The following is a 13,758-nucleotide window of genomic DNA, read 5'->3' on the forward strand; positions in this document are numbered from 1 at the left end:
TGAGCTCGATGTTATGTTTAAAATCTTTAAGAACTACAAGAAAGCATAGAACATCCTACTTTTGACCTCGCCCAGTCTGGTCGTTTTGCAAACCATTTTTCGTATTCAGGCTGCTCATCATAAGGTTTTTTAAGTAATTCATATAATTCTGTAATTAGCGAATAATCTTCTTTATCAGCAGCATCAATCGCTAATTGCGCCATATAATTTCGCAATACATATTTAGGATTGACTGAATTTTGAAGTGTAATTCTTTCGTCATCTGAAGTGTTTTTCTGATTCAAACGTTCCAGATAATCGGTAAACCACAATAGCCAGTTGTCTTTAATGGTGTTTTTGATTTCTTCCGGTTTGTAAAAAGCATCTTCAATAGCTTGTAGCGCTTTTTCGGCTGAATCGTTTTTTCTGATTTTATTCAGATTGCGATAAAAAATAGTCATATCCGTTTCAGATAATTGCAAATTTGACTCCAGATAGGCAATAAATTCATCATCGTTATCCGCTTGTGAAATGATGCCTAATTTCCCTAAAATCATTTTTTTATAATCGGAATTAAAATCAATTATAAACGATTCTAATATTTTTTCCAAAGGCTCTGCTTCATTGATTAACGGATAAAGAGCATTTGCCAGTTGAAACAAATTCCACTGTGCAATCTGGGGCTGATTCCCGAAGCGGTATCTTCTGTTTTGACTGTCAGTAGTATTAGGCGTCCAGTTTGGATCGTAATTTTCCAGCCAGCCATAAGGTCCATAATCAATTGTAATTCCGTGAATCGACATATTATCGGTATTCATTACGCCATGAACAAAACCTACACGCTGCCAATGCAAAATCATTTCTCTGGTTGTATCGGCTACGGTTTTAAAAAACTGTAAATATTGTTCTTTTGGCTCACCTTTAATTTCAGGGAAATAATGTTTGATATTGAATTCAACGAATTGTTTCAGGTTTTTAAGTTCGTTTCGGGCAGCAAGCATTTCAAAACTTCCAAACCGGATAAAAGAAGGCGCAACACGGCATACAATAGCGCCTTTTTCGTATGCAGGATTTCCATTGTATAAAATATCACGTAATACTTTATCTCCGGATAACATCAGCGAAAGCGATCTTGTAGTAGGAACTCCTAAATAATACATTGCTTCGGCACATAAATATTCACGAATGGAAGAACGCAAAACGGCTAGTCCATCTGCTGTTCTGGAGTATGGTGTTTTCCCGGCGCCTTTTAATTGTAAAGTATAAAACTGATTGTCATGTTCTGTTTCGGTTAAATTGATCGCACGTCCATCACCTAATTGTCCTGCCCAGTTGCCAAATTGATGCCCCGCATAACACATCGCATACGGACGTGTCTGCGGCAGAATTTCTTTTCCGGAAAAAATATTTAAAAATTCTTCAGTTTGAATTTCATTTGCTGAGATTCCAACCTGTTCCGTTACTTCTTCCGAAGCGTGGATTAATTTAGGATTAGATGGTTTTGTTGGATTTACATAGGAAAAAAGTGCATTTGAAACCTGACGAATTTCATTGGTTTCGTTAGGATCTGCAGGCAATTCTGTGGTAAAACGATTGTGTATTTTTAAATTTTTCATTTAAGAATTTATTCAATTAATTTATCAGCATACATTTTTTTTAATTTGTACACTTTCGGGTCAATTACCATTCGGCAATAACCCGCTTCGGGATTATCATTATAATAGTTTTGATGATCTTTTTCGGCTTCGTAAAATACCTGAAAAGGTTTTAGCTGTGTTACAATTGGACTGGCAAAAACCGGTTTTAACTCTTCAAAAACCTTTTCAGCTGTTTCTTTTTGAATATTATCATGATATAAAATAATAGAACGGTATTGAGTACCACTGTCTGCACCTTGTCGGTTTAGGGTAGTAGGATCATGGCTGGTCATAAAAATGGTAATCAGGTCATGATAAGACAGTATATCAGGATTAAAGACAACTTGTATCACCTCAGCGTGACCAGTACGTCCTGTACATACTTCTCTGTAAGCAGGATTTTTTATCTGTCCGTCTGAATAGCCTGATTTTATGGTTTCGACGCCTTTTAGACGTTGAATAACAGCTTCGATGCACCAGAAACAGCCGCCACCGAAAGTTGCAATTGCTTGATTTTTCATATTTTAAGTTTTTGGCTTCTAAAATTGGGGTGAAATAATAGTTTTATCAAATTTAAAACTATTTATACAGATTCTAATCAGTACAAACGTTAATTGAATTATAAAATAAGATGTATCGTACAGCGGAGAAACTAGATAAACTTTATCTCTATAGCAGGAAATTTTTAAGATTTTATTTTCCAGTTAGTCTACTTGTTATATAGGTAATGTTGTTAAATTGATTGTAAACTTGTTATTTTTGTAATTATAATGCTGTGTAAGTTGAAATTTGAACTTTATTTTTGATAAATTAACAATTTTAAAAAAAAGAGATATATTTGTGTGCAAAATAAAAAAAGCACAAATGGATACTAAAGTTAAAAACACCTCATTAGAAGCATATTTTGAGCGTTTTCGGGAAAATATAGTTGGTATTAATCAGGAGTTTGATTCACCTTACGGAAAAAAACAAATTATTTATACTGATTGGACAGCCAGCGGAAGATTGTATCGACCAATTGAAGAAAAGCTTTTAAACCAATTTGGTCCTTTTGTTGCTAATACTCATACGGAAACAACTGTTTCTGGTACTGCCATGACTAAGGCATATCATCATGCGCGTCACATTATCAAGCGTCATACAAACGCCAGTTCCGATGATGTTTTAATTACGGATGGTACCGGAATGACAGGCGTAATTAATAAATTTCAACGTATTTTAGGATTGAAAGTTCCTGAAAATCTGAAAGCGTTTACCACTATTCCGGCGGAGAAAAAACCGATTGTTTTTATTTCGCACATGGAGCATCATTCGAATCAGACTTCATGGCTTGAAACGATTGCTGATGTTGAAATTATTCCGTGTTCTGAAACCGAAAAAGGGCTTTTTAGTCTGGAAAATTTAAAAGAATTATTAGAAAAATATAAAGACAGAACCATAAAAATAGCTTCGATTACGGCATGTTCAAACGTAACCGGATTGAAAACTCCTTTTCATGAAGCAGCAAAATTAATGCATCAGTACAATGGTGTTTGTTTTGTAGACTTTGCCTGTTCAGGACCTTATGTGCAAATTGATATGCATCCTGAAGATCCGCAGGCATATTTGGATGCGATTTTCTTTTCACCGCATAAATTTTTAGGAGGTCCCGGAACTTCAGGAGTGTTGATTTTTAATAAAAAGTTGTACCATAATATGATTCCGGATTGTCCGGGCGGAGGAACGGTGAGCTGGACAAATCCGTGGGGTGAGCATAAATATATTGATAATATTGAAGATAGGGAAGATGGTGGAACTCCTGGCTTTTTACAAGTAATAAAAACGGCTCTTGCTATCGAACTGAAAGAAGAAATGGGGATTGAGAACATTCTGAATCGAGAGCATGAAATTGTAGATTTTGTTTTTCAACAACTAAATCCGGCATCAAACATTAATATTCTGGCTGGGCATCATCAGGAACGTTTAGGAGTGATTTCGTTTTTTATAGATGATCTGCATTTTAATTTGGGCGTAAAGTTGCTGAATGACAGATTTGGCATTCAGACCAGAGGCGGGTGCAGCTGTGCCGGGACTTACGGACATTTTTTACTGCATGTTGATCAGGAGACTTCAAGTAAACTGGTTGATGAAATTACAATTGGTGATTTGATCAAAAAACCGGGCTGGATCAGGATGTCAATTCATCCAACGACTACGAATGAAGAAATTGCCTTTGTTTGTGAAAGTATTAAAGAACTTGCTGAAAATCACGAAAGCTGGAAACTGGATTATACTTATGATAAAAATACGAATGAGTTTGTGCATAAAAATGCTAATTCGTTTGAAGATGAATTGGTGGCTGGCTGGTTTAGGCCTTAAGTCTGAAAAATAAAAATTTATACAAACCCGACAAATCTGAAAATTGTTGGGTTTTTTGTTTTAAACGATATTCGTCTATATTTGATGTCATATGTTGATTAATTAAAAGCATAAAGATTTCAATGAAATTCGAACTAAATTTTGATAAGGATATTTACAACCAGCAGATGGATTTGCTATTTGATTTGGCATGGGAAAGAAAAATTAAATATTATAAAAATTCACAATATTTAGGTTTTTTACTGATTATTCTTGGCGCTGCTTTAATTTATAATCGACCAAATATATTTGGAATAGGTTATATTTTTATTTTTTGTGGTTTAACTAATCTAATTCCCTTTGTTTATTATTATTTCAAAATAAAATCAACATATAGAAAGTTTAATGCTGCAAAAAAATCAGAAATTGAAACAAATAAAGATGTAAAAGATTTTAGCTGGGAATTTACGGAAGAAGCCTTTATAATAACTGTTGGAAATCAATTGAAAATTTTGTTATGGGAAGAATTTACAATTTATTTAATAAAAGATGATAACGTAATATTGATTACGAAAGATTATCAACCCTATATATTAGGAGAAATTGAAGTTGGTCAGGAAAATTTTAAAATGATAATTTCGTTTGTACAGAATAAAATTAGGGTGAAATGATTTAATTAATTCGAATAAAATCTTTATTTGCATTTTAAAGAGTTAGCCTCATATGCTTTAAAGTCTTATGGTTTGTTTTCAAAGGGGATATGAATTCTTAAAAACTTCTAACCTAGCCCCGATAGAAGTGAAAATCCTTTTGTGCCGGGGTTCGGCGCAAAAGATTGTAACGTATAGAGGTACTTATGGTCTTGAAAAACCTAAAAATCGCTGCTTCTGACCCATTAACTGATAATCATTTCTGTTTTAGTTGGCTGTTACAAATAAATGTATTAATTTTGCAGTCCTTTTGGCAAAGAAGAGTTTCCATTAGGTATCAACCATTTATGTAAAACAACTTCTGTTTTTTCTACTGCTTTATGAAACTCGAGGAAAACAGAATACAAATTTTTTATCAGCATGTCTGAACAATTAAAATCACAAGAAGAGTTTTTAGCAAATTTTAACTGGCATAACTTCCAAGAAGGAATCGACGCAGTAGATGAGAAAAACTTATTAGAGTTTGAAGAACTAGTATCAAAAACTTTCATCGCTACAGATCAGGAAGAAGTAGTTGAAGGTGTTGTTGTTAGAATTACAGATAGAGACGTTATCGTTGATATCAATGCTAAATCTGAAGGTGTTATTTCTTTAAATGAATTCCGTTACAACCCAGCTTTAAAAGTAGGTGACAAAGTAGAAGTATTAATCGACATCCGTGAGGACAAAACAGGTCAGTTAGTATTATCTCACAGAAAAGCACGTACTATCAAATCTTGGGATAGAGTTATTGCAGCTAATGAAACTGGAGAAATCGTTAACGGTTTTGTTAAATGTAGAACTAAAGGAGGTATGATCGTTGACGTATTCGGTATCGAGGCGTTCTTACCAGGATCTCAAATTGATGTTAAGCCAATTAGAGACTACGATGTATATGTAAACAAAATGATGGAATTCAAAGTGGTAAAAATTAACCACGAATTCAAAAACGTTGTTGTATCTCACAAAGCGCTTATCGAGGCTGATATTGAAGTACAGAAAAAAGAAATCATCGGTCAATTACAAAAAGGACAAGTATTAGAAGGTGTTGTTAAAAACATTACTTCTTATGGTGTGTTCATTGACTTAGGTGGTGTTGACGGATTAATTCACATTACTGACCTTTCTTGGAGTAGAATCAACCACCCAAGTGAAGTTCTTGAATTAGACCAAAAATTAAACGTTGTAATCCTTGATTTCGATGATGAGAAAACAAGAATTCAATTAGGATTGAAACAATTAAACGCTCACCCATGGGATGCTTTAGATGCTAATTTAACTATTGGTGATAAGGTAAAAGGTAAAGTAGTTGTAATCGCTGATTACGGTGCATTTATCGAAGTTGCTGAAGGTGTTGAAGGTTTAATCCACGTTTCTGAAATGTCATGGTCAACTCACTTACGTTCTGCACAAGATTTCGTAAAAGTTGGAGATGTTGTTGAGGCTGTTATCTTAACTTTAGATAGAGATGACCGTAAAATGTCATTAGGTATCAAACAATTGACTCAAGATCCATGGACTGATATTACTTCTAAATACCCAGTAGGTTCTAAACATACAGGTATCGTTAGAAACTTTACAAACTTTGGTATTTTCGTAGAATTAGAAGAAGGAATTGATGGATTAATCTACATTTCTGACCTTTCTTGGACTAAGAAAATCAAACACCCATCAGAATTTGTAAATGTTGGTGAGAAACTTGATGTAGTTGTATTAGAATTAGATGTTGACGGACGTAAATTATCTTTAGGTCACAAACAAACTACTGCTAATCCTTGGGATCAATACGAAGATTCTTTCGCTGTAGGAACTATCCACAATGGTGAAATTTCTGAAATCGTTGACAAAGGAGCTACTGTAGAATTCGGAGATGATATCGTTGCTTTCATTCCTACTCGTCACCTTGAAAAAGAAGACGGAAAGAAATTGAAAAAAGGTGATACTGCTGATTTCAAAGTAATCGAATTCAACAAAGAATTCAAAAGAGTAGTTGCTTCTCACACTGCTATCTTCCGTGAAGAAGAAGAGAAAAACGTGAAAGCTGCAACTGAAAATACTTCATCTAACTCTACTACTAATGCACCAGCTGCAACTTTAGGAGATAATAATGATGTATTAGCTGCATTAAAAGCTAAAATGGAAAAAACTGAGAAAAAATAATTTTTAGATTTTTTATAAATAGAAAGTCCCACAGCGATGTGGGACTTTTTTTATGTCTTTTGGTTTCAGGTTTTCTTTGTTTTAGGTTATGTTCAAATATAGCCCTCGGTTTCAACCGTAGGAATCTGGATTGGGATACGTGTTGCATGTATTGCAAACCATTGACTATGTTTATTATGCAGTTGTAGAGGCGCACCGCAGTGCGTCTAATTTTATTGGAATTTGGAATTTAATTTTTGGAATTTTAAGGAGTTATTCCTGCTGTCCGCTATATCTTTTCCTGGCTAAAGAAGCCAGAAAAAGGATGCTTCCATCAGGGCTAGGGTACTTTTTTTCAAAAGAATGAGTAAGTATAATATTGTCAGAAATGATAAAATGTAAGGCAATTTATTTCGAAGCCAATAATTTAGTCTCTTCAGGACTAAAATCATTTGCAATTACATAAGTATCAATTTTAGTAATTGCCATTTCATCCAGAATATCAACCAAGTTTCCATAATTAGATTTTTTACTTGGTTTTATAATTACAATTATGCTTCTGTCAGGATCTCCTGTGTATTCTTGAATTTGCTTAATTTTGGTTACAAGTTCTTTTCGGATACCTTCTTTATCATATTTTAAACTTTTTGGACTTTCTAAGTGATTATTTAATAAACCTAGATACGATATTATTTTATTGTCGTCATCTAATAATATGGTATAGATTCGGCCAGCATTAATACATCCACTCGGTCCACAATCTATATCATTACTTGGAAGACCTAGTTCAATTCCTTTCGGTTTAACCAATTCTCTTGTTACCATAAAAAATATAATCAGTAGAAAAGAAATGCTCACCATAGCAGTCAGATCAACTCTGGTATTTAACTTTTTGCTTCTGACTTTTTTAGGCAGGTTTTCCATAACAAATCATTTTAATTCTAAATTAATAATAAAATTGATGAAGATTATAAAAATAATCAAAAATATTTTTACAATTTATGAGCGTAGTCTTATGTTTTGCAATCTTTTAGCGATATAACTTATTGGTCTATCGCATCAGGATAAAGGGGGGGTATTTAGTTTACAGTGTTATTTATGATTCGAAATATTATAAAAAGAGTTATTTATAATATAAAAGAGCTCAAACTAGGTTAAGTTTGAGCTCTTTAAATTTATTAAAACAGGATTATTTTTTAATAATCTTTTGTAAGTGTTCTTTACCGTCTTTAAAATGGATTTTAACAAAATAAAGACCAGATGCTAAATTACTTACATTGATAGTATTGTTGTTTACGTTTCCTGATTGAACTGTTGTTCCGCTGTTAGATAGAATTCGATAATCTAAAGCAACTTCATCAGATTTTATTTGTAGTAAATCACTAACCGGATTTGGGTATAATACTATAGATGTAGTACTAGGAGCTATTTCATCCTGGATTCCGAATTTTGCAGTACTTACTCCCCAGGTATATGAATATCCGTTGGTTTTGTTTAGTAAATCAGCTGTTTGATTTGCAGTTCCGGAAGCTCCGTTGTTAAAAATCAAATTTATTGATGTAGGCCCAACTATCGTATATTTATAAAAACCATTTGCGTCAGCTGTCATAGCCATACCTGGCCAAGTGGTATTGGCAATACTTCCGGCTGGAACAGCATTCCAATAATGTACTTTTGGTACTCCCGTCCATGTTGTAGGAGGTTTGAAATAAACAGTTAAAGTTGGTACGGCAACAAAATTATAAACTTCAGTTTTTATTGAAGATAGAGTTCCCGCAGTATTTTTAACAAATGCTTTTACTGTGGTGTTGGCTGTTATAGAAATTGTTTTTGTTCCAATAGCAGATGCTGAGGCCGTAGTTGGAGTTGTACCGTCTAAGGTATAATAAATTGTTGATGTATTTACATTGGCATTCAATATGGTGTTTACCGTTGTTCCTGTAGAAAATGTCCCTCCAACTTGTGAAATTGTCAAATCAGGAGCAACTACAGGACATCTGTTTACAGGTTCAGCACCCAACCAAGCCGAATCATAATATTTAATTCCGGCAGTAGTTGTTAAATCAGCGGTTTTTAAAGTACCATCATTAAAAATAAGATTTGAAGTACTAACTGTCGATGGGAAAGTATAGCTGTACCAATCTCCACAATCCTGTGTCATGGCTACTCCCGGCCAGATCACTGTCGGTGCGGTTCCTGTAGTTCCCCAATAATACACTTTTATTGTGGAAGCCCAAGTTGATGGTTTTTTGAAATAAACTGTAAAGGTTGTTGGAGTAACAAAATTATAAACTTCAGTTTTTATTGAAGATAGAGTACCCGCAGTATTTTTAACAAATGCTTTTACTGTGGTGTTGGCTGTAATCGAAAGTGTTTTTGTTCCAACAGCAGATGCAGAAGCAGTAGTTGGAGTTGTTCCGTCTAAGGTATAATAGATTGTTGATGTATTTGCATTGGCAGTCAATATGGTGTTTACCGTTGTTCCAGTAGAAAATGTCCCTCCGACTTGTGAAATTGTCAAATCAGGAGTAACTACAGGGCATCTGTTTACAGGTTCAGTACTCAACCAGGCCGAATCATAATATTTAATTCCGGCAGTTGCTGTTAAGTCAGCGGTTTTTAAAGTACCATCATTAAAAATAAGATTTGAAGCACTAACTGTCGATGGAAAAGTATAGCTGTACCAATCTCCACAATCCTGTGTCATGGCTACTCCCGGCCAGGTCACTGCCGGAGCGGTTCCTGAAGTCCCCCAATAATACACTTTTATTGAAGAAGCCCATGTTGATGGTTTTTTGAAATAAACTGTAAAGGTTGGTGTAGCAGCAAAAGTGTAGTTTTCGGTATATATAGTCGAACTAACATTAGCAGTATTTTTGACAAATGCTTTTACTGTGGTGTTGGCTGTAATTGAAAGTGTTTTTGTTCCAATGGCTGAAGGTGAGGCTGTGGTTGGAGTTGTTCCGTCTAATGTATAATAAATAGTAGAGGAAGTATTATTGGCTGTCAATACTACATTGACTGTTGTTCCTGTAGAAAATGTTCCTCCAGCTTGTGAATTTGTCAAGCTTGGCACATCTACAACTGCTCCTTTGTCCCAAATAGCAAAATTGGTACCGGATAATTTTAAAGTCCAACCCGTTCCGGATGGAGTCCAATTATCAGAACCTAATTTCAGGGCTACTTTATTATCAATGATTGCAGCATATAAGTTATTTGTAGCGGCAACTATATTTAAGGAAGAAGTACTGCTTAATCCATTATCTTTCCTGATTTTAATCATTGAATCAATTTCATTTTTGATTCCCCAATTAAAATAATGTGGCCACCAAACCATAGGTGTGCCCGGGTGTGTTAATATATAAGCATATCCTTTTAATACCTGATCGCCAGGGAAAATCCATAAGTCTTGTCCGTAAGGTTTTGGCCCTGTATCATGATTATCTAACATCGTTACAGCATTTGAAGGCCAAACGCCTATTAATCCGGATGCTTTTCCGGAACCGTCTTTTAAATAACTCAGGTTATTATCTCTAAAAGCATTTTGTAAAGCACTTTTCGTTGAGAAATCAAAAGCTGTTGAAGATGCTGTTGAAGTTCCTGCTTTCGTATAATCCATCCATTTTACGATTCTGTTTCTATCACCTTCCAGTAATTCACCTACCGAAAAATACGGATTTGTTGCGTCATTATATTCTTTGATGTATTTGCCGTCATATCCATGTACAAAATCATAACGCCATCCATCAAAACCAATATCATTTTTCAGCCAATTCATCCAGGTTTTGATACCATCTCTAACCGCTGCATTAGAATGATCTAAATCTCTTGCTGCCGAAAATGTACCTGATTCTCCTGCAGATTTTAAGCCTGCTGCAACAGGATCGTAATCAGGGTTTCCTGTACCTTTTTGTCCACTGGCGCTTATATTGGAGTTGTTGCAGATAGACCATGTTTCAGTAGGAGTATTCCAGGAAGGTGTTGAAAAATCATACCAGCCTAATGTTCCTCCCCGGTGATTGATTACGATATCAGCAATTACTTTAATATTTTTTGAATGTAAATCGCTAATTAAAGATATCAATTGTGCCTGAGTGCCTTGAGCATTATTTAAATCGTACCATACGGTAGGAATATATCCCATTCCTCCGGTTGATTTACTTGGTGGAGGCATCCAAATTGCATCAAATCCGGCGGCTTGTAAAGTCGAAGAGTTGTTCTTGATTACTTCGTACCATTTAGTGGCAGATGCATCTGTAGTCCAATGAAATCCTTGGAGCATTACTTCTTTTCCTGTTGCTTTTGTTTGTGAAAAAGCAAATGACTGCAGGAGAAAAAACAAGAATAATAAAAAATAATTTTTCAATTTCATAAGGTTAGTTTTTAATTTAGGGCGGTTAATATTTTATGAAATTAGTAATTAATGGTGTCTTTTTTTATGTATTGTTTTTTTATTTTTTAAAATAATATGAATAATTAAAACTTTAACGTTGTAGTTTGTGTAATTGTTAATAAAAAAAACAACAATGAAGTAACTTTTTAGCTGTCAATGAATTAAAGTGTGTTAATCTGGGAGTAATAAAAAAAAGGCTCAAAACCAGATTAAGTTTTTGAGCCTTTCATTTTAAAGTGTAATTTTTTTTAAACTTCAAATACTACTTTTTTGTAAGTGATCTATTTCATGTAGTTTAAAAATATTTTGGTTCTTCGCCTAAAACAGTGGATTTTAAAAAAGACAATTTCTTAGTGAAATACAAAAAAATCTGCTAAATCTGCGGGAAGTAATTTAAAATTTATCCCGCAGATTTAGCAGATTCCGTAGCTGCCGAAAATAGATTTTCCATTGTTTATGGCGAAGAACCTAATTAATTGAAAATCCATTTATTCAATTCCACTAATTTTGGCGAAGAACCAATATATCTAAGTTTTTCAATTACAGTTTTAGTCTATATAGTAAAAACAATAATTTTTTAAACTTATATTTTCTTAACATATTGTGTAATAATTACAATTTGCTGACCATCAACTTTTCCTTCAATATATTCTGCGTTTTCATGGTCTAAACGGATATTACGAACAGCGGTACCTTGTTTAGCCACCATGCTTGATCCTTTTACTTTCAAATCTTTAATTAAAACGACAGAATCTCCGTGTTGTAAAACTACGCCATTACTGTCACGATGAATCAGTTTATTTTCGTCATCTTCACCTTCTCCGGTTGCTTGTGCCCATGCAAGAATATCTTCATCTAAGTACATCATATCCAGTAATTCCTGAGGCCAGCCGGCAGCACGCATACGGCTTAACATTCTCCAGGCAACAACCTGAACCGGAATGTTTTCATTCCACATGCTGTCATTTAGGCATCTCCAGTGATTTAAATCGACTTTGTCCGGATTTTCAATTTGGTCAATACAAGTGCTACAGGTTAATACAGCTTCATCAATACCACCTTTTTGAGTTGGTAATACCTGATATACTTTTAAGTTTTCTTCAGCGTCGCAAAGTTCACATTTAGATCCGCTGCGTTTATTTAATTCTCTTTCGATGCTCATTGTTTGATTTTTATTTGAAACGCCGAAATTACTTATAATTTGAATGGGTTACAAATTTATTGGAAGGCAGTTTATTTTAAATAATAATCTTATATTTTTTTAATCCAACTTACAATACGGTCTAATGTCTGATTGTCTATTTGATATAGATTGTTGTATTCTTTTGTCTTTTTCCAATTATCTGTGCCTTTTCTTAAAAAATGATTTTGTCCTTGTAAAATTTCGGTACTTATGTTTTTATTATTTATTTCAGTCAAGAGGCTAATAGTTTTTTCACTATCAAAAAAACTATCATTAGTACCTGAAATAAATAACAATGGAATATTTAGATTCTCAAACACAGTTTTAGCACTGGTTTTTATCTTTGGATTGCTTTTAGATAAAAATTGAAGATGATTAAACCTGCCATATTTTTCTACAGGCGTTGACATAAGCACAATAAAATCCATATTGAGACTTTTTTGATAGACATCAATTGTAGCAATTCCGCCGAGGCTATGACCTAAAACTCCAATTTGTTTTTTCGCAAGAGTATCCGTTTTTTTGATGTTATCCAACGCATAATATAAATCCTGAATAATCTGATCTACACTAAAATTAACAGTTCCGCCTGATTTGCCAACACCACGGTCATCGAATCGATAAACAGCAATGCTGTTTTTTAAAAGTTCTTCTGCGAGTACATAGTGAGAGTTGCGTGTGTCTTTTCCGCTTCCGGGAACTATAATGACTATTTTTGAATATTCAATTTTTGGAAATATTAAAGTGCCACTTAAAGTTATATTGTCTTCCAAATCAACAAAATTGATTTCACGGAAGTTATAATTTTCAGGATGTTCTATTTCTTTTTCAAAATCGTAACTTTTTTGTCCATATAAAGTACTTGCCGGAATGAGTGAAATAATTAAGATAATTATTTTGGTAATGAAATAAACTCGATTATTTTTCATTTTTGTTTTTTTACTCTCACCGCATCCGGAACCAGCATTTCATATTCACCTCCGTGGCGTAATACATCACGAACAATACTTGAACTGATAAATGAAGTGCCAGCCGCAGTTAATAAAAACACGGTTTCAATTTTAGAAAGTTTTCTGTTGGTGTGGGCAATTGCTTTTTCGAATTCGAAATCGGCAGGATTACGCAAACCTCTTAAAATAAAATTAGCTTTAAGTTTTTTTGCCAGATCAATAGTTAAACCTTCGTAAGTGATAACAGAAACTTTGGGTTCATCCTTAAAAGTTTCTTCGATAAAACGTTTTCTTTCTTCGAGGGAAAACATATATTTTTTTTCAGCATTGACTCCAATAGCTATTATGATTTCATCAAATAAAGGAATCCCCCTTTTGATAATGTCTTCGTGTCCAAGTGTAATGGGATCAAATGATCCGGGAAATATAGCTTTTTTCATTTTTTTTGAGG

10 protein-coding genes are annotated in these 13,758 nt (G+C 34.0%); 3 read left to right on the top strand and 7 right to left on the bottom strand.

Annotation, left to right across the window (positions count from 1 at the left end; genetic code table 11):
- Positions 1-26: 26 nt before the first annotated feature.
- Positions 27-1,595, bottom strand: coding sequence for a protein adenylyltransferase SelO (locus tag FLV_RS17295; protein WP_243235784.1), 1,569 nt, complete (start codon positions 1,593-1,595; stop codon positions 27-29).
- A gap of 8 nt (positions 1,596-1,603) precedes the next feature.
- On the bottom strand, positions 1,604-2,137 hold the full coding sequence (msrA, locus tag FLV_RS17300; protein ID WP_243235790.1) for a peptide-methionine (S)-S-oxide reductase MsrA: 534 nt from the start codon (positions 2,135-2,137) through the stop codon (positions 1,604-1,606).
- Positions 2,138-2,480: 343 nt separating this feature from the next.
- On the opposite strand from msrA, the gene FLV_RS17305 reads away from it, so the two are divergent.
- The 3 genes from FLV_RS17305 (at position 2,481) to rpsA (ending at position 6,802) form a co-directional block, all read left to right on the top strand.
- Complete coding sequence (locus FLV_RS17305; RefSeq protein WP_243235793.1) at positions 2,481-3,974, top strand: aminotransferase class V-fold PLP-dependent enzyme; 1,494 nt, start codon at positions 2,481-2,483, stop codon at positions 3,972-3,974.
- A 122-nt stretch (positions 3,975-4,096) separates the two neighbouring features.
- Positions 4,097-4,624, top strand: coding sequence for a hypothetical protein (locus FLV_RS17310; RefSeq protein ID WP_243235795.1), 528 nt, complete (start codon positions 4,097-4,099; stop codon positions 4,622-4,624).
- Positions 4,625-5,023: 399 nt separating this feature from the next.
- Complete coding sequence (gene rpsA / locus FLV_RS17315) at positions 5,024-6,802, top strand: 30S ribosomal protein S1 (protein WP_243235796.1); 1,779 nt, start codon at positions 5,024-5,026, stop codon at positions 6,800-6,802.
- Between the two features lie 387 nt (positions 6,803-7,189).
- On the opposite strand, the gene FLV_RS17320 is transcribed toward rpsA, so the two are convergent.
- The 5 genes from FLV_RS17320 to coaD form a co-directional block, all read right to left on the bottom strand.
- The gene (locus FLV_RS17320) at positions 7,190-7,705 is read right to left on the bottom strand and encodes an ExbD/TolR family protein (RefSeq protein WP_243235805.1); all 516 of its coding nucleotides are present in this window, start codon (positions 7,703-7,705) and stop codon (positions 7,190-7,192) included.
- Positions 7,706-7,970: 265 nt separating this feature from the next.
- Positions 7,971-11,153: a starch-binding protein gene (locus FLV_RS17325; RefSeq protein ID WP_243235806.1), complete on the bottom strand. Its 3,183-nt coding sequence runs from the start codon at positions 11,151-11,153 to the stop codon at positions 7,971-7,973.
- A gap of 604 nt (positions 11,154-11,757) precedes the next feature.
- Positions 11,758-12,336: a PhnA domain-containing protein gene (locus FLV_RS17330; protein WP_243235808.1), complete on the bottom strand. Its 579-nt coding sequence runs from the start codon at positions 12,334-12,336 to the stop codon at positions 11,758-11,760.
- 89 nt (positions 12,337-12,425) lie between these two features.
- On the bottom strand, positions 12,426-13,286 hold the full coding sequence (locus FLV_RS17335; RefSeq protein WP_243235809.1) for an alpha/beta hydrolase: 861 nt from the start codon (positions 13,284-13,286) through the stop codon (positions 12,426-12,428).
- Positions 13,283-13,747: a pantetheine-phosphate adenylyltransferase gene (coaD, locus tag FLV_RS17340; protein ID WP_243235816.1), complete on the bottom strand. Its 465-nt coding sequence runs from the start codon at positions 13,745-13,747 to the stop codon at positions 13,283-13,285. The genes FLV_RS17335 and coaD overlap by 4 nt, the downstream gene beginning before the upstream one ends.
- Positions 13,748-13,758 lie beyond the last annotated feature (11 nt).

The sequence above is a fragment of the Flavobacterium pectinovorum genome, assembly GCF_022802975.1.
Lineage (GTDB): Bacteria > Bacteroidota > Bacteroidia > Flavobacteriales > Flavobacteriaceae > Flavobacterium > Flavobacterium pectinovorum_B.

Excerpts from the sequence above, each read along its gene's own strand:
- FLV_RS17295 (WP_243235784.1), bottom strand. The coding sequence starts at position 1,595 with ATGAAAAATTTAAAAATACACAATCGTTTTACCACAGAATTGCCTGCA.
- msrA (WP_243235790.1), bottom strand. The coding sequence starts at position 2,137 with ATGAAAAATCAAGCAATTGCAACTTTCGGTGGCGGCTGTTTCTGGTGC.
- FLV_RS17305 (WP_243235793.1), top strand. The coding sequence starts at position 2,481 with ATGGATACTAAAGTTAAAAACACCTCATTAGAAGCATATTTTGAGCGT.
- FLV_RS17310 (WP_243235795.1), top strand. The coding sequence starts at position 4,097 with ATGAAATTCGAACTAAATTTTGATAAGGATATTTACAACCAGCAGATG.
- rpsA (WP_243235796.1), top strand. The coding sequence starts at position 5,024 with ATGTCTGAACAATTAAAATCACAAGAAGAGTTTTTAGCAAATTTTAAC.
- FLV_RS17320 (WP_243235805.1), bottom strand. The coding sequence starts at position 7,705 with ATGGAAAACCTGCCTAAAAAAGTCAGAAGCAAAAAGTTAAATACCAGA.
- FLV_RS17325 (WP_243235806.1), bottom strand. The coding sequence starts at position 11,153 with ATGAAATTGAAAAATTATTTTTTATTATTCTTGTTTTTTCTCCTGCAG.
- FLV_RS17330 (WP_243235808.1), bottom strand. The coding sequence starts at position 12,336 with ATGAGCATCGAAAGAGAATTAAATAAACGCAGCGGATCTAAATGTGAA.
- FLV_RS17335 (WP_243235809.1), bottom strand. The coding sequence starts at position 13,286 with ATGAAAAATAATCGAGTTTATTTCATTACCAAAATAATTATCTTAATT.
- coaD (WP_243235816.1), bottom strand. The coding sequence starts at position 13,747 with ATGAAAAAAGCTATATTTCCCGGATCATTTGATCCCATTACACTTGGA.